At 68.2% G+C, this 22,487-nt stretch carries 19 protein-coding genes; 7 read left to right on the top strand and 12 right to left on the bottom strand.

Features of this window, described 5'->3' with window-relative positions; translation table 11 throughout:
• Positions 1–10 precede the first annotated feature (10 nt).
• On the bottom strand, positions 11–715 hold the full coding sequence (gene radC / locus AC5P5X_RS15430) for a RadC family protein (RefSeq protein ID WP_005411996.1): 705 nt from the start codon (positions 713–715) through the stop codon (positions 11–13).
• Positions 716–785: 70 nt separating this feature from the next.
• Positions 786–1,412: a response regulator gene (locus tag AC5P5X_RS15425; protein ID WP_005411997.1), complete on the bottom strand. Its 627-nt coding sequence runs from the start codon at positions 1,410–1,412 to the stop codon at positions 786–788.
• Positions 1,413–1,640: 228 nt separating this feature from the next.
• On the opposite strand from AC5P5X_RS15425, the gene coaBC reads away from it, so the two are divergent.
• The 3 genes from coaBC to AC5P5X_RS15410 are packed head-to-tail and all read left to right on the top strand — an operon-like array spanning position 1,641 to position 5,728.
• Positions 1,641–2,903 carry a bifunctional phosphopantothenoylcysteine decarboxylase/phosphopantothenate--cysteine ligase CoaBC gene (gene coaBC / locus AC5P5X_RS15420; RefSeq protein ID WP_005411998.1) on the top strand — a complete coding sequence of 421 codons (1,263 nt, stop codon included), beginning with the start codon at positions 1,641–1,643 and terminating at the stop codon, positions 2,901–2,903.
• Positions 2,900–3,373 carry a dUTP diphosphatase gene (dut, locus tag AC5P5X_RS15415; RefSeq protein WP_005411999.1) on the top strand — a complete coding sequence of 158 codons (474 nt, stop codon included), beginning with the start codon at positions 2,900–2,902 and terminating at the stop codon, positions 3,371–3,373. Before coaBC ends, dut begins: the two co-directional genes overlap by 4 nt.
• Positions 3,374–3,385: 12 nt before the next feature.
• Complete coding sequence (locus AC5P5X_RS15410; RefSeq protein WP_032966360.1) at positions 3,386–5,728, top strand: phosphomannomutase/phosphoglucomutase; 2,343 nt, start codon at positions 3,386–3,388, stop codon at positions 5,726–5,728.
• A gap of 96 nt (positions 5,729–5,824) precedes the next feature.
• On the opposite strand, the gene AC5P5X_RS15405 is transcribed toward AC5P5X_RS15410, so the two are convergent.
• The 8 genes from AC5P5X_RS15405 to pyrE form a co-directional block, all read right to left on the bottom strand.
• Positions 5,825–6,538 carry a response regulator transcription factor gene (locus tag AC5P5X_RS15405; RefSeq protein WP_005412001.1) on the bottom strand — a complete coding sequence of 238 codons (714 nt, stop codon included), beginning with the start codon at positions 6,536–6,538 and terminating at the stop codon, positions 5,825–5,827.
• Positions 6,519–9,179, bottom strand: coding sequence for an ATP-binding protein (locus AC5P5X_RS15400; protein WP_012478919.1), 2,661 nt, complete (start codon positions 9,177–9,179; stop codon positions 6,519–6,521). The genes AC5P5X_RS15405 and AC5P5X_RS15400 overlap by 20 nt, the downstream gene beginning before the upstream one ends.
• A gap of 36 nt (positions 9,180–9,215) precedes the next feature.
• On the bottom strand, positions 9,216–9,866 hold the full coding sequence (gene kdpC, locus AC5P5X_RS15395; protein ID WP_005412003.1) for a potassium-transporting ATPase subunit KdpC: 651 nt from the start codon (positions 9,864–9,866) through the stop codon (positions 9,216–9,218).
• Positions 9,863–11,920 (bottom strand): potassium-transporting ATPase subunit KdpB, encoded by a 2,058-nt coding sequence (kdpB, locus tag AC5P5X_RS15390; RefSeq protein ID WP_495216010.1) that lies wholly within the window; start codon positions 11,918–11,920, stop codon positions 9,863–9,865. Before kdpB ends, kdpC begins: the two co-directional genes overlap by 4 nt.
• A gap of 10 nt (positions 11,921–11,930) precedes the next feature.
• The gene (gene kdpA, locus AC5P5X_RS15385; RefSeq protein ID WP_111189592.1) at positions 11,931–13,640 is read right to left on the bottom strand and encodes a potassium-transporting ATPase subunit KdpA; all 1,710 of its coding nucleotides are present in this window, start codon (positions 13,638–13,640) and stop codon (positions 11,931–11,933) included.
• Between the two features lie 12 nt (positions 13,641–13,652).
• A complete protein-coding gene (locus AC5P5X_RS15380; RefSeq protein WP_005407770.1) occupies positions 13,653–13,745 on the bottom strand; it encodes a potassium-transporting ATPase subunit F in 93 nt (30 codons plus the stop codon).
• 174 nt (positions 13,746–13,919) lie between these two features.
• On the bottom strand, positions 13,920–14,585 hold the full coding sequence (locus AC5P5X_RS15375; protein ID WP_005407771.1) for a hypothetical protein: 666 nt from the start codon (positions 14,583–14,585) through the stop codon (positions 13,920–13,922).
• A gap of 19 nt (positions 14,586–14,604) precedes the next feature.
• Positions 14,605–15,264 (bottom strand): orotate phosphoribosyltransferase, encoded by a 660-nt coding sequence (gene pyrE, locus AC5P5X_RS15370; RefSeq protein ID WP_005407772.1) that lies wholly within the window; start codon positions 15,262–15,264, stop codon positions 14,605–14,607.
• A gap of 162 nt (positions 15,265–15,426) precedes the next feature.
• Between pyrE and AC5P5X_RS15365 the strand changes: the two genes are divergently transcribed.
• From AC5P5X_RS15365 to AC5P5X_RS15355, 3 genes are all read left to right on the top strand, one after another.
• The gene (locus AC5P5X_RS15365; RefSeq protein WP_005407773.1) at positions 15,427–16,227 is read left to right on the top strand and encodes an exodeoxyribonuclease III; all 801 of its coding nucleotides are present in this window, start codon (positions 15,427–15,429) and stop codon (positions 16,225–16,227) included.
• Positions 16,224–17,597: an AmpG family muropeptide MFS transporter gene (locus tag AC5P5X_RS15360; RefSeq protein ID WP_005412009.1), complete on the top strand. Its 1,374-nt coding sequence runs from the start codon at positions 16,224–16,226 to the stop codon at positions 17,595–17,597. The genes AC5P5X_RS15365 and AC5P5X_RS15360 overlap by 4 nt, the downstream gene beginning before the upstream one ends.
• A gap of 77 nt (positions 17,598–17,674) precedes the next feature.
• Entirely contained in the window at positions 17,675–17,905 is a 231-nt protein-coding gene (locus AC5P5X_RS15355; protein ID WP_005407775.1) for a hypothetical protein, read from the top strand.
• A 79-nt stretch (positions 17,906–17,984) separates the two neighbouring features.
• Here AC5P5X_RS15355 and AC5P5X_RS15350 read toward each other — a convergent pair whose 3' ends face one another.
• Both AC5P5X_RS15350 and AC5P5X_RS15345 read right to left on the bottom strand, forming a co-directional pair.
• The gene (locus AC5P5X_RS15350; protein ID WP_088436400.1) at positions 17,985–19,112 is read right to left on the bottom strand and encodes an anhydro-N-acetylmuramic acid kinase; all 1,128 of its coding nucleotides are present in this window, start codon (positions 19,110–19,112) and stop codon (positions 17,985–17,987) included.
• Positions 19,113–19,177: 65 nt separating this feature from the next.
• On the bottom strand, positions 19,178–20,650 hold the full coding sequence (locus tag AC5P5X_RS15345; protein WP_005407777.1) for a M23 family metallopeptidase: 1,473 nt from the start codon (positions 20,648–20,650) through the stop codon (positions 19,178–19,180).
• Positions 20,651–20,817: 167 nt separating this feature from the next.
• Here AC5P5X_RS15345 and tyrS point away from each other — a divergent pair, with 167 nt between their 5' ends.
• Positions 20,818–22,029: a tyrosine--tRNA ligase gene (gene tyrS, locus AC5P5X_RS15340; protein ID WP_005407778.1), complete on the top strand. Its 1,212-nt coding sequence runs from the start codon at positions 20,818–20,820 to the stop codon at positions 22,027–22,029.
• Positions 22,030–22,487: the final 458 nt, after the last annotated feature.

The raw sequence follows: 22,487 nt of genomic DNA, 5'->3' as shown, positions 1-22,487 counted from the left end.
AAGGGCCGCCTCAGCCGAACAGCCGCGGCTGGGGCGGGGATAGCAGGCCCCGTTCAGCAAATGAAACGGGACGGCCCTCGCCCACCACGAAGTGGTCCAGCAGGCGCACGTCCACCATCGCCAGCGCCTGCTGCAGTTCGTCGGTGATGCGGGTATCGGCGCTGGAGGGTTCCGGATCGCCCGAAGGGTGGTTGTGGCTGAGGATCACCGCCGCCGCGTTGTGCAGCAGGGCGCGCCGCACCACTTCGCGGGGGTAGACCGGTGCGGCGTTGATGGTGCCGTGGAACAGCTCTTCACAGGCGATCAGGCGGTGGCGGTTGTCCAGGAACAGGGCCATGAAGACCTCGCGGGCCTGGCCACGCAGCCGGTGCTGCAGGTAGCGGCCGACCGCCGCCGGATTGTTGCCAACCGCCTCGCCGTGCTCCAGCTCGGCCGCCAGGTAGCGATGGGCCAGTTCCAGCCCGGCAGCAAGCGTGCAACTGCGTGCCGGGCCGAGCCCGGGCAGGCGGGCGAGCTCGGCGGCGGGGCGGTCAAGCAGTACCCTCAACGGGCCGTGCGCCTGCAGCAGGTCGCGCGCGGTCTGCACGGCATCGCGGCCACCGAACCCGGAGCCGAGAAACAGGGCCAGCAGTTCGGCGTCGGAAAGTGTCGTGGGCCCGCGCGCGATCAGCTTCTCGCGGGGGCGTTCCTGTTCGGGCCAGTCATGGATGGGCATGGCCCCATCATCGCCAGACCTTGCGGTGGCTCCCATCGGGGCATGCCGCGGACTGGGGTCGGAGGTTGCCTCAGCCGCGCCGGGTCTGCAGGTAGTCGAACAGTTCCTGGTTGTTCTGCAGGCCCAGCTTGCGCTTGGCTTCGGCCTTCTGCCGGCTGATGGTCTTCGGGCTGCGCCCGCAGCGCTCGGCGACTTCGTTCACGCTGAGGCCGGCTGCCAGCAGCTCCAGCACTTCCTGTTCGCGTGCCGACAACGGCGCCGGCTGACGTGGAAACAGCAGGTCGCGCGCCTGCAGGTGGTGGCGCAGCTGTTGGGAGACGAATACCTGCCCGGCCAGCGCGGCGTTCAGCGCCTGGGGCAGTTCGGCGAAATCGGCGCACTTGTCGACCAGGCCACTGATACCCTCCCGCAGCAGGCTGTCCAGCAGGCCGGGATGGCGGGCGCCGGTCAGCACCACCACCGGCAGGCCAGGGCGGCGCATGCGCAGCGCGTCGATCAGCGCCGGACCGTCCGGACCGGCGCCCGGCATCGACAGGTCGGTCAGCACCGCATCGCAGTCGTGGTGATCCACCAGCTCCAGCAGCTGGGCGCCGTCGCGCGCACTGCCGACGATGTCCATCAGGTAGGTCTGCAGCACGATACGGATGCCATGCAGGACCACGGGATGGTCGTCGGCGATGATGATGCGCGGATGCACGCGGCTCCTCGAAGGTCGAACAGGCCACGGCGGGCGGCAGCCAATGCCTGATTCTGCAAAAGCGCAGACCCGTAGAGGTATAGGAAAGGTCCGAAACTGGTACCGGGTGAATCCCGGGTCAACGGAGACGGACTCCATCTGCTGATAGCCGCCCGCTATGTGCACCCTGCACCGGGACATTACCGACCATCGGGTAAGCTAGCGCCCTCGTTTGCACAGGAATTCCAGGTGGCTGACTCCCCCAACGCTTCCCCCGCGCCGGCCCGCGCGCTGGAAGGTCAGAAACTGCTGTTGTGCGTCGGAGGCGGGATCGCGGCCTACAAGGCCCTGGAACTGGTGCGGCGCCTGCGCGACGCCGGTGCCCAGGTGCAGGTGGCGATGACCGCCGGAGCACAGCAGTTCGTCACTCCGCTCAGTTTCCAGGCCCTGTCCGGGCAGCCCACCCGCACCACGCTGTGGGACAGCGCCGCCGAACAGGCCATGGGCCACATCGAGCTGGCCCGCTGGGCCGACCGCATCGTGGTCGCCCCGGGTACCGCCGATCTGCTGGCCCGGCTGGCCCAGGGCCACGCCGATGATCTGGTCAGCACCCTGTGCCTGGCCAGTACCGCGCCGCTGACGATCTGCCCGGCGATGAACCACCGCATGTGGCTGCATCCGGCCACCCAGGCCAACATCGCCCTGCTGCGCCAGCGCGGCGCTCAGGTGATCGGCCCGGTCGACGGTCCGCTGGCCGAAGGCGAATCCGGTCCCGGCCGTCTGGCCGAACCGGGCGACATCGTTGCCGCGCTGGCTGCCAATGGCAGTGCTGCAGCGGCGGTTGTCGCACCGGAAACCCGCGCGCTGCAGGGCCTTCGCCTGCTGATCAGCGCTGGCCCGACCTATGAAGACATCGATCCGGTGCGCTACGTCGGCAACCGCAGCAGCGGCAAGATGGGCTTTGCCCTGGCCGCGGCCGCCGCGACGATGGGCGCCCAGGTGGTGCTGGTCAGCGGTCCGGTACAGCTGCCGACGCCAGCCGGCGTGCAGCGCGTGGACGTGCGCTCGGCCGCGCAGATGCGCGATGCCGTGCTGAAGTCGTTGCCGGCCGACATCTATATCGGTGCCGCCGCGGTGTCCGACTACACGCCACGCCAGGTCGCGCCGCAGAAGCTGAAGAAGACCGCCGACAGCCAGTCGCTGGTGATCGAGCTGGTGCGCACGCCGGACATCCTCGCCGAAGTCGCTGCACAGACGCAGTCGCTGAAGCTGGTGGTCGGCTTCGCCGCCGAGACCCACGACGTGGAGAAATATGCGCGTGGCAAGCTGGTCGACAAGCGCCTGGACCTGGTGATCGCCAACCAGGTCGGCATCAGCGGTGGTGGATTCGAGAGTGACAACAACGCCGCCACGGCCTTCTGGCAGGACGGTGAACAGGTATTCCCGGCCACCTCCAAGCGCGAGCTGGCCGAACAACTGCTGGCGCTGATCGCGCGGAGACTCCAGGCATGACCCAGGCTTTCACTTCCCAACCGCTGCAGGTCAAGCTGCTTGATCCGCGTTTCGGCGACAGCTGGCCGCTGCCCGCCTACGCCACCGAAGCCAGCGCCGGCATGGACCTGCGCGCGGCACTGGATACCGCGCTGACCCTGCAGCCGGGCGACACCGCGCTGGTGCCCAGCGGCCTGGCCATCCATATCGCTGATCCGCACCTGTGCGCGGTGATCCTGCCGCGTTCCGGGCTGGGCCACCGCCACGGCATCGTGCTCGGCAACGGCACCGGCCTGATCGACGCCGATTACCAGGGCCCGTTGCTGATCAGCGTCTGGAACCGTGGCCGCGAGGCCTTCACCATCGAGCCGGGCGATCGCATCGCGCAGCTGGTGGTCGTGCCGATTGCCCGCGTCAGCCTGCAGGTGGTGGATACTTTCACCGACAGCGTGCGGGGAACGGGTGGATTCGGCCATACCGGGGTGCGTTGACGGGGGACATCGATGAGCGGCATCGGGGAAGGGCAGCGGGAACGGTCGTTGGGACGCAGTGCGCCACTACTGGGGGGGCTACTGGTCCTGCTGGCCGGCTGGTTCGGATGGAGCGCAGTGCAGCAATGGCGGCAGGAGGCCAATGGCCAGGCGCTGGAAGAAGCGCGTGACCAGGCCGTGCAGGGCTTGCAGGAGGCCGCAGCCGGCCAGCTGAAGCAGCTGCAGCAGCAGTTGAAGAATGAACGCGTGCAGCAGGCACTCCAGGCCGGTGACGCCGCGGCAGCGGCGCTGGCCGTGCGCGAGAGCTGGACCGGCGTGGAGCAGGCTGACGTGCTGACCGCCGATCTGGCCACGGCCTATGCCGCCCCGGCCACCTTCGGCTACGCACGCCTGGCCCTGCTGGAACAAGCGCTGGCCGAGGGCAAGCCTGGCCTGCGCGTGGTGCGCGATGCAGGTGGCAATCGCCTGGGTCTGGCGGCTCCGGTGCAGCTGGGCAGCCTTGGCCCGGCAGTGCTCTACGTGCGCCAGCCATTGCTGCGGCTGACCTCGCCGCTGGACCAGGTGAGCGCCCCGTCTACCGGTTTCCTCGGCCTGCGCCAAGGCACGCATGACCTCGTTGCCCAGGGCGACGCCGGCCTGGCCGAGAGCGCCGAAGCGCTGGCGCGCCCGGTTCCGGGCACGCCGTTGCGGCTGGTGGCCGCCGTACCGAATGTCGAAGCGGGTCCACTGGGCCTGGGTTCGCTGGCCAGTGCCATCGTCGCGCTGCTGCTGGCGTTCATCGCCGTGCTGCTGGTGGTGGGTCGCGGCCGGCTGCCGAAGTCGCTGCCGTTGCCGCGCCGTGCGGCCGTGGCGGAAGCGGATCATGGCCCGACCCTGAGCGAGAGCCTGCAGATGGCGCCGCCACCGGTGGCCGCCGCCAGCGCCGCGGACACTGCGCCGCCGCCGCCACCGGTCCCTGCCGGGGAACTGGCCGCCGGCATCTTCCGCGCCTACGACATCCGTGGCGTGGTCGGCAGCGAACTGACGCCGAAGACCGCCGCGCTGATCGGCCAGGCCATCGGTACCGTGGCGCTGGAACAGGGCCTGCGCGAGGTGGTGATCGGCCGTGATGGCCGCCTGTCCGGCCCGGAACTGGCTGCGGGATTGGCCGAGGGCCTGCGTCGCACCGGTTGCGCGGTGATCGACATCGGCCTGGCACCGACGCCGGTCGTCTATTACGCCGCCTTCCACCTGCGCACTGGCACCTGCGTGGCGGTCACCGGCAGTCATAACCCGCCCGAGTACAACGGCTTCAAGGTGGTCATCGGCGGCGAGACGCTGTCAGGCGATGCCATCACCGATCTCTACCAGCGCATCGTCGAGGGGCGCCTGGCGCAGGCGGCCGAGCCGGGCGATTACCAGCAGCGCGATGTCAGTGCCGACTACATCCAGCGCATCGCCGACGACGTGCAGCTGGACCGCCCGTTGAAGGTCGTGGCCGATGCCGGCAACGGCGTTGCCGGTGCGCTTGCACCACAGCTGCTGGAAGCCATCGGCGCCGAAGTCATCCCGCTGTACTGCGATGTCGACGGTACCTTCCCCAACCATCATCCCGACCCGAGCGAGCCGGCCAACCTGGAAGACCTGGTGCAGACGGTCAAGCGCTTCGGCGCCGACCTCGGCGTCGCCTTCGATGGCGACGGAGACCGGTTGGGCGTGGTCACCGGCGAAGGCAGGATCATCTATGCCGACCGCCTGCTGATGCTGTTCGCCGCCGACGTGCTGATGCGCAACCCCGGCGCGATGGTGATCTACGACGTGAAGTGCACCGGCAAGCTGTCCGACCACGTGCTGCGCAATGGTGGCAGCCCGTTGATGTGGAAGACCGGGCACTCGCTGATGAAGGCGAAGATGCGCGAGACCGATGCCGAGCTGGCCGGCGAGATGAGCGGCCACTTCTTCTTCAAGGAGCGCTGGTTCGGTTTCGACGATGGCCTGTATGCCGCCGCACGACTGCTGGAGATCCTGGCGCAGCGCGAGGAAACCCCGGACGAGGTGCTGGCCGAGCTGCCGGAGATGGTGGCCACGCCGGAACTGAAGGTGCCGGTGGCCGAAGGCACGCCGCATGCGCTGGTGGCGATGCTGGTGGCGGCGGCACAGTCGCCGGACAACCCGTATGTGGGCGGCCGCCTGTCGACCATCGACGGCCTGCGCGTGGACTTCCCCGATGGCTGGGGCCTGGTGCGTGCTTCCAATACTACGCCGGTGCTGGTGCTGCGCTTCGAGGGCAACGACGAGGCGGCACTGGAACGCATCCAGGCGTTGTTCCGCAGCCAGCTGCAGCCGGTGCTGGGCGACACCCCGCTGGGGTTCTGACCCCTTTGGAAGCTGCAGCAGAATGGGTAGTGCCGGCCGCTGGCCGGCAAGCCCATGAACCTCACACACCCTGCAGTTGCCGGCCAGCGGCCGGCACTACCCCTTGAACCGCAAGCCCACGCCCGGCTCGGTGAACAGGTAGCGTGAATCCAGCGCTGAATCGCCCAGCTTGTGCCGCAGCTTGCCGACCAGAATGCGCAGGTAATGGGTGTCGTGCTGGTGGGTCGGGCCCCAGATTTCCTGGAGGATCTGCGGCTGGGTCACCACCCGCCCGGCATTGCGCAGCAGCAGCGACAGCAGCGCGTACTCCTTGCGGGTCAGCGCCACCGGCTCGCCATCCAGCGCCACTTCGCGGCGTACGAGATCCACATGCAGATGGCCATCGTCGAACACCGGTGGCGTGCCGTCGCTGGGCACGCTGCGCGTGCGCAGCAGCGCCCGCACCCGCGCCATCAGCTCCTGGGTGCCGAACGGCTTGGTCACGTAGTCATTGGCGCCGGTATCCAGTGCGCGCACCTTTTCGGCTTCACCCGCACGCACGGTCAGCATGATCACCGGCACCTGGCTCCACTGCCGCAGTTGCTCCAGCACCTCATGGCCTTCCATGTCCGGCAGGCCGATGTCCAGGATCACCAGGTCCATGTCCTCGCTGGCCGCCAGCTGCAGGCCTTCCTGGCCGGTGGCCGCCTGCCGCACCTGGTAGCCCTGCGCGCGCAGGCTGATGTCCAGGAACCGGCGGATCTGGGTTTCATCATCGATCACCAGCACGCGCGGGGCCGGCGCGCTGGCGTCAATCGGAGTCGGGCTCATCGTGGGAGGCTGGCTTGAGCAGGGGCAGGGTGATGCGGATCAGGGTACCGCGACCGTCGCGTCCGGGCAGCGCCTGCACGCTGCCGCCATGCGCACCGACCATGCCCTGGCAGATGGTCAGGCCCAGGCCGGTGCCGTGGCGGCCACGGTCGCCGCGCTCGACGCTGTAGAACATGTCGAAGATGCGCGCGCGCTCGTCATCGGGAATGCCGGGGCCGGCATCGATCACATCGATGCGCAGCTGTCCGTCCAGTTCGCGCGCCTGCACCTGCACGGCGGCATCGGGTGGCGAGAACTTGGCCGCGTTTTCCATCACGTTGAACACCGCCTGTTCAACCAGCGCCGGGTGTACCCAGATCGGCGCGAGCGTGGCCGGAATATCCAGCTCCAGCCGCACCTTGGGCTGGTAGCGCTGCAGGCGCCGCGCCGCCGAGCCGATCAGCTCGTCCACGCCGATCCAGTCGCGGTTGATCTTCAACCCTTCGTGGCCGAGCCGGGTCATGTCCAGCAGGTTCTGGATGTAGCGGTCCAGCCGCTCGCCTTCGACCAGGATGGTGTCGAGCAGGGCACGGCGATCAGCCGTATCCATCGCCGCACCGTAGCTGGCCAGGCTGTCGGCCGAACCGATCATCGCCGCCAGCGGCGAGCGCAGGTCGTGGGACACCGAAGAGAGCAGGGCCGAGCGCAGCCGCTCGGTCTCGTTGCTGACGTGGGCCTGCTCCAGTTCGGCCACCAGCCGCGTGCGCAGCGCGGCCTGGGCGATGTCATCGACCATCGCCTCGGCCAGCTGCCGCTGCTCGGGCAGCAGGCGCGCCTGTGCGCCGGGCAGGTAAAGGCCCGCCACGCCGATGGCGCGGTCTTCGCCATCCAGCAGCGGCAGGAACCACCATTGCGCACCGGCCAGGGTGTCGGTGAAGCGCCCGCTGGGCTGGCCGTGGCGCAGTGCCCAATCGGCGGCGGCCAGGTCGGTATCGCCCGGCTGGCTGCGGCCACCGGTTGCGGTATCGGCGCCGATCCGTAGCCACGCTGGAACGTCCATGGCCTGTTCCAGTGCATGCCGACCCGCCTGCGCCACCTCGCCGTTGCCGGCCGCGCTGGCCAGCTGCCGTCCCAGCTGCTGGCGCGCACGCGCATGTCGATTCGCCGCACGCAGCGCGATCACCTGCATGCGCAGGCGCGAGGCCAGGCGTCCGGCCACCAGCGCGGCGGCCAGGAACAGGAACACGGTGATCACGCCCTGGCGCGCGCCGATGGCGAAGGTGAAGCGCGGCGCGATGAACAGGAAGTTGTAGGCGAGGAAGCACAGAATCGCCGCCATCACCGCCACGCTGGCGCGCGTGCGTGCGGCCACCAGCACCACCGCCACGATGAACACCATCGACAGGTCGGCCATGCCGACCCAGCGTTCGGCCAGCCATGCCACCGCACAGGCCAGCGCGGTGGCGATCAGCGCCTGCACCGGTTCGTAGCTGATGCCGCGCATCGGCGGCAGCAGGCCCTCGCGGCGCGAACGCGCACGTGCCTGCGGGGTGCTGATGATGGTGATCTCGTAATGCGCGCCGCGCTGGATCAGCTGCTGGGTCAGGGTGCGGTTGAACATCCGCGCCAGTGGACGTTCGCGGGTCCGGCCGAGCACCAGGGTCGACACGCCGTTGTGCGCCGCATGGTCGAGCAGGGCATCGGCGATGCTTGATCCGTGCAGCAGTTCGGCGTCGCCGCCGAGGCGCCGTGCCAATGCGAAGGCCGCATCGATCTCGCGCCGGGTCGCCTCGTCCTGGCGTCGGCCCTGCACGGTCACCACCGTCCACGGCGCATCGCGGCGTTCGGCGATGCGCCGCGCCACCCGCACCAGGTATTCGCTCTGACCGCCGCCATCAATGGCCACCAGCACGCCACGACGCAGTGGCAGGTTGCTCTCGCCGCGCGCGGCGCGCGCTTCACGCAGGCTGCTGTCGACGCGGTCGGCGGCCTCCTGCATGGCCAGCTCGCGCAACGCGGTGAGGTTTGCCGGCGAGAAGAACGCCTGCAGCGCCTGCGCGGCCTGTTCGGGCACATAGACCTTGCCCTGCTGCAGGCGCGCGATCAGCTCGCGCGGCGGCAGGTCGACCAGCACGATGTCGTGCAGGCGGTCGAGCACCCCATCCGGCACGGTCTCGCTCACGCGTACGCCGGTGATGCGCATCACCACGTCATTGAGGCTTTCCAGATGCTGGATGTTGACCGTGGTCCAGACGTCGATGCCGGCGTCCAGCAGCTCCATCACATCCTGCCAGCGCCGCTCGTGGCGGCTGCCGGGTGCATTGCGATGGGCCAGTTCGTCCACCAGCACCAGCGCCGGATGCCGTGCGAGCACGGCATCCAGGTCCATCTCCTGCAGGGCATGGCCGTGGTAGGCCACGTCCTTCAGCGGCAGCTGTGGCAGCCCCTCCAGCAGCGCCTGGGTATCGGCACGGCCATGGGTTTCCACCAACCCGACCACCAGGTCGACGCCGCGACGCAGCTGTTCCTGCGCGCGGGTCAGCATGGCGTAGGTCTTGCCCACGCCCGGCGCCGCGCCGAGGAACACGGTCAGCTTGCCGCCGGCTTCGCGTTGCAGGCCTTCGACCAGGGCATCGGCCTGGCGGGTACGCGCATCAGTCATGGGTGCCATTGTGCGCGCAGCCGGTGCAGGGCGGCATCACGGTGCCTTGGCCGCGTGGTCCAGCGCGAAGTTCAGCGTCACCACGTTCACCCGCGGCTGGCCGAACAGGCCCCACTGGCGGCCTTCGGTGTGCGCCTGCACCAGTGCCTGCACGCGTTCCACCGGCAGGCCACGGGCACGCGCCACGCGTGCCACCTGCAGCTGCGCTGCAGCCGGCGATAGCTGAGGATCCAGGCCGCCGGCGGACTGGGTGACCAGGTCCGCAGGAACCTGCGCCGGGGCAACGCCTTCGCGCGCGGCCACCGCCGCGGTGCTGGCGGCGACGCGCTCGGCCAGCGCCGGGTTGCTGCGCGCCATGTTGGAACCGGCTGCCGCCATCGGGTCGTAGTTGGCCGCCGATGGCCGTGCCTGGAAGTAGCCATCACCGGTGAACGGCTGCGACAGCCACGCCGAGCCGCGCACCTGGCCGCTGCCATCGCGCAGCAGGCTGCCCTCGGCCTGGGTCGGGTAGGCCAGGCCGGCGAAACCGGTGGCGATACCGGCGTAGACCGCACCGGCCAGCAGCAGGGTGGCCAGGCCCAGGCCGATCGCCGGGCGCCAGCTGGCGCCGTCCTGCAGGCTGGCCACCCGGGCCTCGGCCTTCGGTTCGCGGGACAGGGAGGTGGAGGTGGAAGCAGAACGGTTCATGCGCCGAATACCAGGACAAGAAGGAGGTCGATCGCCTTGATCGCTGCGAATGGCAGCAGCACGCCGCCGAGGCCGTACACCAGCATGTTCCGGCGCAGCAGCGCGGTGGCGGTGGCCGGGCGGAAGCGCACGCCACGCAGGGCGAGCGGGATCAGGGCGGGAATCACCAGGGCGTTGAAGATCAGCGCCGCCAGCACCGCATTGCGCGGGCTCGACAGCTGCATCACGTTCAAGGCGGCCATGGTCGGAACGGCCGCGGCGAACAGCGCCGGCAGGATCGCGAAGTACTTGGAGACGTCGTTTGCCAGCGAGAAGGTGGTCAGCGCGCCGCGGGTGATCAGCTGCTGCTTGCCTACTTCCACCACTGCCAGCAGCTTGGCCGGGTCCGAATCGAGGTCGACCATGTTGCCGGCCTCCTTCGCCGCCTGCGTACCGGAGTTCATCGCCAGGCCGATGTCGGCCTGGGCCAGTGCCGGGGCGTCGTTGGTACCGTCACCGACCATCGCCACCAGGCGGCCACCGGCCTGCTCCTGGCGGATGCGCGCCAGCTTGTCTTCCGGTCGCGCCTCGGCGATGTAGTCGTCGACACCGGCTTCGGCAGCGATCGCGGCGGCGGTCAGCGGGTTGTCGCCGGTGATCATCACCGTGCGGATGCCCATCGCCCGCAGCTGCGCGAACTTCTCGCGCATGCCGTGCTTGACCACGTCCGACAGTTCGATCACGCCCAGCACGTGGCGGCCCTCGGCCACCACCAGCGGGGTGGCACCGTTGCGTGCGACCTGCTCGACGCGGCCGGCCAGTTCAGCCGGTACATTGCCGCCCAGCGCCTGTACGTGGGCACGGATCGCATCGGCGGCACCCTTGCGGATCTGCCGCCCATGTTCAAGATCCACGCCGGACATGCGGGTCTGCGCACTGAACGCCAGGTACTCGGCGTGGTCCGGTTCGGCGGTGGCGCAGCCCTGTTCGCGCGCCAGGCGCACGATCGACTTGCCTTCCGGGGTCGGGTCGGCCAGCGAGGACAACAGCGCCGCTTCACGCAGCTGGCTGGCATCGATACCGGCCAACGGATGGAAGTGGCTGGCCTGGCGGTCGCCGTAGGTGATGGTGCCGGTCTTGTCCAGCAGCAGCACGTCCACGTCTCCCGCGACTTCCACCGCCTTGCCCGACTTGGCCAGCACGTTGGCGGCCAACGCGCGGTTCATGCCGGCGATGCCGATGGCCGGCAGCAGGCCGCCGATGGTGGTCGGGATCAGGCAGACCAGAAGCGCGATCAGCAGCAGCGGGTCAACCTGCACGCCTACCGCTGCGCCAATGGCCGGCAGCGTCGCCACCACCACCAGGAAGGTCAGCGTCATCGCCGCCAGCAGCAGGGTCAGTGCGATCTCGTTCGGCGTCTTCTGCCGGTTGGCGCCTTCCACCAGCGAGATCATCCGGTCCAGGAAGCTGTGGCCCGGCTCGGCGGTCACCCGCACGATGATCTGGTCGGACAGCACCTTGGTTCCGCCGATCACACCGGAACGGTCGGTACCGGCCTCGCGCAGCACCGGTGCCGATTCGCCGGTCACCGCTGCTTCGTTGATGGTGGCCAGGCCCTGCACGATCTCGCCATCGGCCGGTACCAGCTCACCGGCACTGACGATCACATGGTCGCCCGGGCGCAGCTCGGCGGCTGGCAGCTGGGTTTCCGCGGCACCCGGCTGCGGTGCGGCCAGGCGGCGCGCCACCAGGTCCTGGCGGGCGCGGCGCAGCGATGCGGCCTGGCCACGGCCACGTGCTTCGGCCACGGCTTCGGCAAAATTGCCGAACAGCACGGTCACCAGCAGGATCGCGGTCACCGCCAGGCCAAAGCCCAGCGGCGCATTGCCGGTCAGGGTGACGATCGCGGCCACGATCGTGCCGGCCATCACCACCGCCATCACCGGGCTGCGCACCAGATGCATCGGCGACAGCTTGCGCACTGCCTCGACCAGTGCGCGGCGCAGGCCTGCGCCATCCAGCAGGGCAGGGCGCGGTGCGAGGGAACTACGGGTTGAACTTGCATGGGTACTCATTGCGGTGTCCTCAGTGCAGTCCCAGGCTCAGGTGGTCGGCGATCGGGCCGAGTACCAGCGCCGGCATGAACTGCAGCACGGTCAGGATGACGATCACCGAGACCAGGGTCAGGGCGAAGGTCGGCGTTTCGATCTGCAGGCTGCCGGCAGACTCCGGCGCCTGGCGCTTGGCAGCCAGCTGTGCGGCCACCACCAGCGGGATGATCAGCAGCGGGAAGCGGCCCAGCAGCAGCACCAGCGAGCAGCTCAGGTTCCACCACAGCGTGGCGTCTCCCAGCCCTTCGAAGCCCGAACCGTTGTTGGCATAGGCCGAGACATACTCGTAGAACACTTGGCTGATGCCATGGAAGCCGGGATTGGAGGTGCCCGCCAGGCCGGGCACGGCCAGGGTGATCGCGGTGAACACCAGCAGGGTGATCGGCTGCAGCAGCACGAGCAGGGCCAGCAGGCGCACCTGTGGCGTCTCCAGCTTGCGGCCGAACAGTTCCGGCGTGCGCCCGGTCATCAACCCGGCCAGGAACACACCCAGCAGCAGGTACACGATGAACTGCTGCAGGCCACAACCGATGCCGCCCCAGATCGCGCTGACCAGCATGTTGACCATCGCGATGCCGCCACTGAGCGGCGCCAGCGAATCGTGCATGCCGTTGACCGAGCCGTTGGAGACCTGGGTGGTCACCGCCGCCCACAGCGCAGTGCCATCGGCGCCGAAGCGCACTTCCTTGCCTTCCATCAGCAGCGGGGTGGCGGCGCTGGCGCTATGCCCTTCGCTCCACATCATCGCGCCGGTGGACAGCAGCGACATGCCCAGCATGCAGCTGAACACCAGGGCGCCGAAGCGGCGCCGGCCGGTGAACGCGCCGATCATGAAGATCACCGCCATCGGCACCAGCAGGATGCCGACGATCTCCAGCGCGTTCGACAGCGGGGTCGGGTTCTCCAGCGGGAAGCTGCTGTTCGGGCCATACCAGCCGCCGCCGTTGGCGCCCAGCTGCTTGGCCGCGACCATCGCCGCCACCGGTCCCAACGGCAGTTTCTGTTCGGCCATGCCAGCGCGGGCATCGATCGGCGTGGCCTGTGGCCCACCGGCCATCGTCGACGGCACGCCCTGACTGGTCAGCACCAGCGTCCACACCAGGCACAGCGGCAGCAGGAAGCGCACGCACAGGCGCACCACGTCCACGTAGTAGTTGCCCACCGCCACCTGGCGGTCATCGCCGGCCCTGGTGGTCGCCGCAGCCTGCGGCGCACGCGAGAACAACGCGCGCAGCGTCGCCACCGCCAGCGCCAGGCCCATCATCGGCGTCACCACCTGCAGGCCGGTGATGCCGGTCATCTGCGAGAAGTAGGACAGCTGCGCCTGGCCCGAATAGTGCTGCTGGTTGGTGTTGGTCAGGAACGAGATCATCGTGTGCAGCGCGGTGTCCCAGCGCATGTTCGGGATCTGGTCCGGGTTCAACGGCAACCAGGCCTGGGTCATGAACACCGCCTGGGTCAGCACCGCGACCACCACGTTGCTCAGCACGAAGGCCAGCACATAGCCGCGCCAGGACATGGCGCGCGATGGATCGACGCCAAGCACCTTGTACAGCGGCTTCTCGATCCAGTGGAACAGCACGTCGACCTTCATCGGCGTGCCGCGCATCACGCGCGCCAGGTACAGGCCCAGCGGCCACGCCAGCAGCAGGCTGGCGGCAATAATCACAAGCATCTCAGTCATGGCCGGCTCCGCTCAGAACGACTCGGGCCGCAGCACGACATAAAGGAGATAGGCGGCGGCAACCAGCACCAGCACGCCACACAACAACGACAGCCAGGGGGACATTGCAATAGCGTCCTGGTGGAACCCCTCCACCTCAGGCCGCCATCGTCGTCCTACCCCCCATAAACGCACTACGCGCTGGACCGGGCCGACGCGTAAAGAGTGCATAAATTCCGTGGGCCAACCCGTAACCAGGCCCGGGGTAGCGCCGGGCCATGCCCGGCGGAGGCAGCGCCGTCAGCCCGCCGGAGCGTCCGCTGGCACCAGCCCCTTCAGCTCGCGATAGCGCTGCAGGGTGCTGTCGATCTCGGCCTTCAACGCCTGCTGCTGCTGCACCAGCCCGGCCTGCAGGCGCTGCTGCGCCTGCAGCTGCGCATGCCGCTTGCGGATCGCCTCGGCCTGCTTGTCGGCCACCTTGGCGCCGGCCAGCTCGCGGTCTCCCGCCGCCGACAGCAGCGCCACCAGCGACTCACGCAGGCTGGTGACGTTGTACTCGGCTGTCTTCAGGTTGTTGTCCAGCACTTCCTGGCGCTCGGCAAACACCCGGCGCAGGTCGGCCTCGCTGCCGTAGGTGGACAACATGGCCTGCTCGGTGCGCTGGCGGGTCTGCTCGGCCATCAGGTCCAGCTGTTGCTGCTGCGCAGCGGTGCTGGCAGCGGCACGCTCCTCGTCGGTCAACGCGCGCTGGACCTGCGCATTGCGCAGGCCCGTGCTCGCATTGAATTCCTCGCGGGCATGGTTGACCGCGTCGGCCGGCAGCGAATCACTGCAGATCCGCTCCTTGCCCTCGTTCCAGCAGTACAGCTTCTTTTCCGCCTTGCCGCTGTCGCGCGACTGCGCCGGTACGGTGAACGGCACGACCAGCAGCAGGCCGGCGAAGAGGACAGCAGGAACTCGGGACATGACCTTTCCCCTGGGTCGGTCAGCGGATCGAACGAACGCCGTACTGGGCCCGGTAGGCTTCCAGCGGCTGCCGGTAACCCACAAGTTCCGGGTTGCCGGAGGCGAAATCAAGCAGATCGGCCAGCGATGCCACGGCGATCACCGGGATACCGGCTTCTTCGGCCACCGACTGCGCGGCAGAACGGCGGTCGGTCTCCGAAGCGATCTCCTGGCGGTCCAGCGCCACCACGATGCCGGCCGGGGTGCCACCGGCGGCGCGGATGATGCCCAGCGCTTCGCGGATCGCGGTACCCGCGGTGATCACGTCGTCGACGATCAGCACGCGCTTGCCCTGCATGTCGGCGCCGATCAGCTGGCCACCCTCGCCATGGTCCTTGGCTTCCTTGCGGTTGAACGACAGCGGCAGGTCGCGGCCGCGCTGGGCCAGCTCGCAGGCCATCGCGGTGGCCAGCGGGATGCCCTTGTAGGCTGGGCCGAACACCACGTCGTACTTGATCCCGCTGGCATCAATGGCATCGGCATAGCACGCGCCGAGCTGGGACAGCAGCGAGCCGGAGTCGAAGCGCCCGGCGTTGAAGAAATAGGGGCTCAGCCGGCCGGACTTGAGGGTGAACTGGCCGAAGCGAAGGGCGTCGGCGGTCAGGGCCAACTGCAGGAAACGGTGGCGGTGGTCGCTCATCAAAACTCGATTCATCTTCATTTGGAGCACAAATCCTAATCCAGCTGGGCGTTTCGCGCTCGTCCGGCCCCGTGTGAAGGCGCTGGCGGGCCCACCCGGCGGACTGCGCAGCCCTGCAGTCAACCGGTATGCTTGCCCGGTTTCCCGCCGTAGGTCTTCCGCATGCGCATCATCAGTTTCAACGCCAATGGCATCCGTTCCGCCGCGACCAAGGGCTTCCTCGACTGGTTCCGTGCCCAGGATGCCGATGTCCTGTGCATCCAGGAAACCAAGGCCCAGGAAGACCAGCTGAGCGACCCGATGTTCCGCCCGGACGGCCACCACTGCTTCTACCGCGACGCCATTACCAAGAAGGGTTACAGCGGTGTGGCGATCTACAGCAAGCGCGAGCCGGACCAGGTCATCACGTCGCTGGGCTGGGCCCCGTTCGACGACGAAGGCCGCTACATCGAGGCACGCTACGGCAACCTCAGCGTGGTCTCCTTCTATATCCCGTCCGGCAGCTCGGGCGACCTGCGCCAGGGCTTCAAGTTCGAAGTGATGGAATGGCTGCGGCCGATCCTGGAGGAGTGGGCGCGCAGCGGCCGCGACTACGTGCTGTGCGGCGACTGGAACATCGTGCGTTCGGCGCTGGACATCAAGAACTGGAAGTCCAACCAGAAGAATTCCGGCTGCCTGCCGGAGGAACGCGACTGGCTCAACGCCCTCTGCGCCGACCACGGCCAGGCCACCGATGTCACCGCCGGCCGCGGCTGGGCCGATGCCTACCGCCTGCTCAACCCCACCGGCGAGGACTACACCTGGTGGAGCAACCGCGGCGCCGCCCGTGCCAACAACGTCGGTTGGCGCATCGACTACCAGTTCATCACCCCGGGCCTGCGTGACCGCCTGCGAAGCTGCTCGATCTACCGCGACGAGCGCTTCTCCGACCACGCCCCGTTCACCGTGGACTACGACCTGTGACCGAGGCTGCCAAGCCGCGCCGACCGTGGCAGCAGGTGTTGTCCAACCTGAGCCAGCGCAAGGTGCTGGCGATGCTGCTGCTCGGCTTCAGTTCCGGCCTGCCGATCTATCTGGTGGGCAACACGCTCGGCTTCTGGATGCGCAAGGAAGGCATCGAGCTGAGTACGATCGGCTTCCTGTCATGGGTCGGGCTGGCCTACACCATGAAGTTCCTGTGGGCACCGATCGTCGACAAGACCGACGTGCCTCTGTTCGGCCGCTTTGGCCGCCGCCGTGGCTGGATGCTGCTGTCGCAGCTGGTTGTGGTGGTGGGCCTGGTCGGCATGGCGCTGGTCCAGCCCAAGGGGGGCCAGATCCAGTTCCTGGGTATCGCCTGGCAGCACATCGTCGTGTTCGGCGTGATGGCCGTGATCGTGGCGTTTGCTTCGGCCACCCAGGACATCGTCATCGATGCCTGGCGCATTGAAAGTGCTGACAACAGCGAGCAGCTTGGACTGCTGACCTCATCCTCGGCACTGGGCTACCGCACTGCATTGCTGGTCACCGATGCGCTGATCCTGATCATCGCGGCCCGTGTCGGCTGGCAGGTCTCGTACGAGATCATGGCCGTGCTGATGGCGCTTGGCGTGGTGGCCGTGGTCATGGCCAGGGAACCCGCCAGGGAGGTGGCTGCCGTGCAGGCGCAGGCGACCTCGCTGTGGACACCGCGCGGATTGTTCGACGCCGTAGCAGGACCGTTCATCGCCTTCGTCCGCGAGCACCGCAGCGGCGCGATCCTGATCCTGGTGGCCATCAGCGTCTATCGCATGGCCGACTTCGTCATGGGGCCGATGGCCAACCCCTTCTACGTCGATCTCGGCCTGGACGAGGACACCGTGGGCGCGGTGCGTGGTTCGGTCGGGCTGGTCGCGACCTTCGTCGGTATTGCCGCAGCGGGCCTGGTCTCGGTCCGCTGGGGGGTGCTGGCGGCGCTGATGGTAGGCGCTGTGCTGGGGCCGGCCTCCAACCTGGCGTTTGCCTGGCTGGCCTATTCCGGCCCGGACACAACCCATTTCGCCGTGGCCATGGCAATCGACAACTTCGCCAGCGGCTTCGCCGGTACGGCGCTGATCGCCTACATGTCGAGCCTGACCAGCATTGGATACACCGCCACCCAGTACGCACTGCTGAGCTCGTTCTACGCGATGCCCGGCAAGGCGCTCAAGGGGCTCTCGGGGTGGTCGGTACAGACGCTCGCACAGGGCCGGACGCTGCTGGAAGGCTACGCGCTGTTCTTCGTCGGTACCGCGCTGGTGGCGATCCCGGTGGTGATCCTCTGCGCCCTGCTGATCCTGCAGCAGCGCCGTCGCCAGGCCGCCGGCTCGACCTGATTGCCTGCCCGCCCGGTCTGCGGGATCATCGCCCCGACGCGCCGAGGGGGCGGTGCCTTGCGAACGGGGAAGTGAGCATGGCCGACGTTGTGCTGCGGGACCTGGACCCGCTGCTGCTGGAACGTATCAAACGCGTCGCGGTCGCCCGCGGCTGGACCCACGAACAGACCTGTGCCGCCTTGCTGGAGCAGGGCCTGTTCAGCAGTGAACTGGAAGTCCGCTCCGGCTTCGGCGATCCGGAAGTGGATGCCCTGTCCGATGCCATTGCCGCCCTGCAGGCCTTGCCCGCAGGGCAGGGCTTCGATTAGCGGCCGCGCCGCAATGCTGTAGAGACGAGCCCACGCCCGGCTGCCCGGTAGATCCACGCCACGCGTGGATGGCGCCACCTCACGCCAGGTGGATCGCACCCAGGATCCGCGGGCCCTTAGCTCCGGTCACGCTTGGCAGGTTGCCGGCCAGCCCGTCCATCGTCCGCTGCGCCAGCCATGCAAAGCCCATTGCCTCCACGTACTCCGGGTCCAGCCCGTGCACGGCGCTGGATTCCACCTGCACGTCCGGCAGCCGGGCCGCGAGGCGCTTCATCAGCTGTCGGTTGCGTACCCCGCCGCCACAGACCAGCAGGCGGCGGGTCTGCGGCTGCTGCGCCAGCAGCGCGTCGGCCACCGTTGCCACGGTCAGCTCCAGCAGGGTTGCCTGCACGTCGGCCGCCGCGTACTGGCCCTCGGCCATGTGCGCCTCGGCCCAGGCCAGGTGGAACTGCTCACGGCCGGTGCTCTTCGGCGGCGGCAGCGCGAACCACGGGTCCGAGCGCCAGCCCGCCAGCAGGCCCTCGTCCACCGCGCCGCTGGCGGCGTACGCGCCGTCGGCATCAAAGGTGCGGCCGGTGTGGCGCTGGCACCAGGCATCCATCAGCGCATTGGCCGGGCCGGTATCGAAGCCACGTACCGCACCTTCGCGCGGAATCAGGGTCAGGTTGGCGATACCGCCCAGATTGAGCACGGCGCGGTCTTCGTCGGTCGTGCCCAGCATGGCCAGGTGGAAGGCCGGCATCAGTGGCGCACCATGGCCCCCGGCCGCCACGTCGCGTCGGCGGAAGTCGGAGACCGTGGTGATCCCGGTCAACTCGGCGATGCGGTTGCCGTCGCCCAGCTGCACGGTGAAGGCGGGGTCGGCCAGCGGCCGGTGACGCACGGTCTGCCCATGCGAGCCGATCGCGCGCACCTGGCTGCGGTCCACGCCAGCCTCGGCCAGCAGCTGGTTGGCGGCCCCGGCGAAGCTGATCGCGATCCGGGCGTCCAGCTCGCCCAGCTCCTCCAGCGAATCCAGTGGACCACCTTCGCCCAGCGCCACCAGCCGTGCACGCAGCACCGGCTCCCAGCGGGCGGTCAGGCCGTGCACGAAGCGGCAGCCTCCGCCGGCAGGAAACTGCACCAGCGCGGCATCGATGCCGTCGGCACTGGTGCCCGACATCAGGCCAAGGTACAGGGGGGCGTCAGTGTCGGCAGTCGTATTCATGGCAGGCATAAAAAAAGGACGCGGCAAGCTTGTGCTGCCGCGTCCTTCTTCGTCAACGCAGGGGCTCAGCCGCGCTTGCGGCCGGTGCTGCTCTTGTCCTTGGCGCTGGCCACCTCGGGGGCGGCCTCGTCGCGGCTGGTCGGTGCCGGGCTGGCATCGGCGTAGATCAGCTTCTCCATGCCCTGGATGCGGGCCATCGCCGGCGCGGTCTGCGCGCGGAAGGCGACCAGCTCGGCGCCCTTCAGCGGCTCCGGCGGCGGCATGGTCACGGTCAGCGGGTTGCGGTGCTCGCCGTTGACGCGGAATTCGTAGTGCAGGTGCGGGCCGGTGGCCAGGCCGGTCGAGCCGACATAACCGATCACCGTGCCCTGGGCCACCCGCTGGCCGGTCTTGATGTTCGCAAAGCGCGACATGTGCCCATACAGGGTGGTGTGGCCACGGCCGTGGTCGAGGATCACCACGTTGCCGTAACCGCGCTGCACGCCGGCGAACTGCACGCGGGCATCGCCGGCGGCCATGATCGGGGTGCCGGTGCGCGCGGCGTAGTCCACGCCCTTGTGCATGCGCATCTTGCCCAGCACGGGGTGCTTGCGCGCACCGAAGGTCGAGCTCAGCCGCGCGAACGGGATCGGCATGCGGATGAAGCTCTTCTTCAGCGAACGGCCGTTGATGTCGTAGTACTCGGACTTGCCGTTGCGGTCGAAGCGGAAGCCGGAATAGGTCTTGCCACCGGTGGTGAAAGTCGCCGCCAGAATCTTGCTGGTGTCCACCTTCTCGCCTTCGCGCCAGGTTTCATCCATCACCACGCTGAAGCGGTCGCCCGGCTGCAGGTCCTTCGAGAAGTCGATGTCGTACTTGAAGATGTCGTCGGTCATCGTCGCAATCGCCGACGGCGACAGCCCGGCGCGGCGGGCCGCGGCATACAGCGAGCTGGTGATCTCGCCACTGGTGACCACCGTGCGCGTGGAGGTCTCGCGCTTGGTCACCTTCTCCTTGATGTCGTCACCGGCCAGGCTCAGCTCCACCCGGTTGTCGGCATCGCGGTCGAAGCGGATGCTGCGCAGGTCGCCGGACAGCGGCATGTCGAAGGCGATCTCGGCGCCCGGGCGAAGCTTGGTCAGCGCCTCGCGCGCGCCCGGGTGGTCCAGTACCCGGTGCAGGGTGGTCGCCGGGATACCGGCCTTGTCGAACAGATCGCTCAGGGTCTGGCCGCGTTCCACGCGCAGCACCTGCCAGCTGTCACCGGGCACCTGCTGCTGGCGGGCCATGGCCAGCGGCGGCAACGGCAGTGCCAGGCTGGTATGGCTGTCGGCAAAGGGGGCGTCGATGGTGTGCGAGAAGCCCGGCACGATCGTCGCCACCAGGGCGCCGATGGTCGCGAACAGGCTGGCATGCATCCAGTGGCGCCGGGTCCAGCGCTCGTTGAAGGCTGCGGGAAGATGTTGCCTGAGCTTCCGATGCAGGGCGTTGTCGTGCAGGACGTGGAGGCGTTCCTGGAAGCGCTGCTTGCGTGCGCGCCCTTGTTCGGAATTGTGCATCGGCGGTTTTTTCCTGGTGGCCCGGGAGCGGGGGCCTGATCGCCGGTTACCATAGACACCTGAGAAAACCGCGTCAAACCCTTGTGCCCATTGGCTTTTGTGAAGCCAATCGGGTTAACTTTGCTTTAACACCCCACACAAGAATCGGCGTTGCCGGGAGTAGTCACGTGTCCTCGATTGAAGAAGCCCTTGCCCAGATCGGCCGTGGTGCCGACGAGATCCTCAAGCTCGAGGATCTGCGTGCGCGCCTGCAGGAGGGCCGCCCGCTGCGGATCAAGGCCGGCTTCGACCCCACCGCGCCCGACCTGCACCTGGGCCACACGGTGCTGCTGAACAAGATGCGCCAGTTCCAGGACCTCGGCCACCAGGTCATTTTCCTGATCGGCGACTTCACCGGCATGATCGGCGACCCGTCCGGCAAGAGCCTCACCCGCAAGCCGCTCAGCCGCGAGGACGTGCTGGCCAACGCCCGTACCTATGAGGAGCAGGTGTTCAAGGTGCTGGACCGCAGCCGTACCGAAGTCCGCTTCAACTCGGAGTGGTTCGGCAAGATGGGCGCGGCCGACATGATCCGCCTGGCCGGCCAGCACACCGTGGCACGCATGCTCGAGCGCGACGACTTCGCCAAGCGCTACGCCGCCCAGCAGTCCATCGCCATCCATGAGTTCCTGTACCCGCTGGTGCAGGGCTACGACTCCGTGGCCCTGGAGGCCGACGTGGAGCTGGGCGGTACCGACCAGAAGTTCAACCTGCTGATGGGCCGTGGTCTGCAGGAGCACCACGGCCAGAAGCCGCAGGTGGTGCTGACCATGCCGCTGCTGGAGGGCCTGGACGGCGTCAACAAGATGTCCAAGTCGCTGGGCAACTACATTGGCATCAGCGAACCGGCCATCGACATCGTCACCAAGACCATGAAGGTGGACGACACCCTGATGTGGCGCTGGATCGAGCTGCTGTCCTTCGACATCAGCCAGGCCGAAGCCGTGCAGCTGCGCGAGCAGGTGGCCAATGGCGGCCTGAACCCGCGCGTGGTCAAGCTGCGCCTGGCGCGTGAACTGGCGACCCGCTTCCACGACGCCGCAGCGGCCGAGCAGGCGATCGCCGGCTGGGAAGCGGCGGTGACCGGGCAGGGCGATATCACCCAGCTGCCGCTGCAGGACGTGGCGATCCCGGTCGAAGGCCTGCGTATTGCTGCGCTGCTGACCGCGGCCGGCCTGACCCCGAGCAACTCCGAAGCCAACCGCAAGCTCAAGGAGCGCGCGGTCAAGGTGGACGGCGAGGTGGTCGAAGACGGCCAGCAGGTGCTGCAGCCGGGCTTCGAAGGCCTGTTGCAGGTCGGCAAGCGCACCTTCGCCCGCGTACGCCTGGTCGCTGCCTGAGACAAAGGAAGGGCCGGCGCAGCCGGCCCTTCCTTATGCTCTTGTAGAGCCAAGCCCACGCTTGGCTGCTCTTCGGGCGGTCCTCCCGCAGCGCGACGGATGAACGGATGCAACATCCGGTGAAAAAAATCGCCACACCCCCTTCACAAACGATGGGAATAGGGACATACTTCTCCTCCCCCGTCGCAGGGGTCGCCACCAAGGGGCTTCAGCGACAACAGGGCGCCCACCACCGCCGAACGAGATGATCGAACGAAGGTGTTGACGGACTGAAAAAGTCTGGCATAATGGGCGGCTCGCTACGAAGGAAACTTCGCAGCACACGGGAACGGCGCTGAGGCCACTTCCCTCGATCTTTGAAAGTATGCGCAGGTATCTTGTGAAGGCGCCTGCAGGAAGGATGATTGTCCATCTTGCAGACGTTTGATCAAGCAACTATTAATTGTTTTAAAGCAAGC

This window comes from Stenotrophomonas sp. YJH_SMC_91 (assembly GCF_059368495.1).
This window is presented reverse-complemented; position numbering and strand designations above follow the sequence as displayed.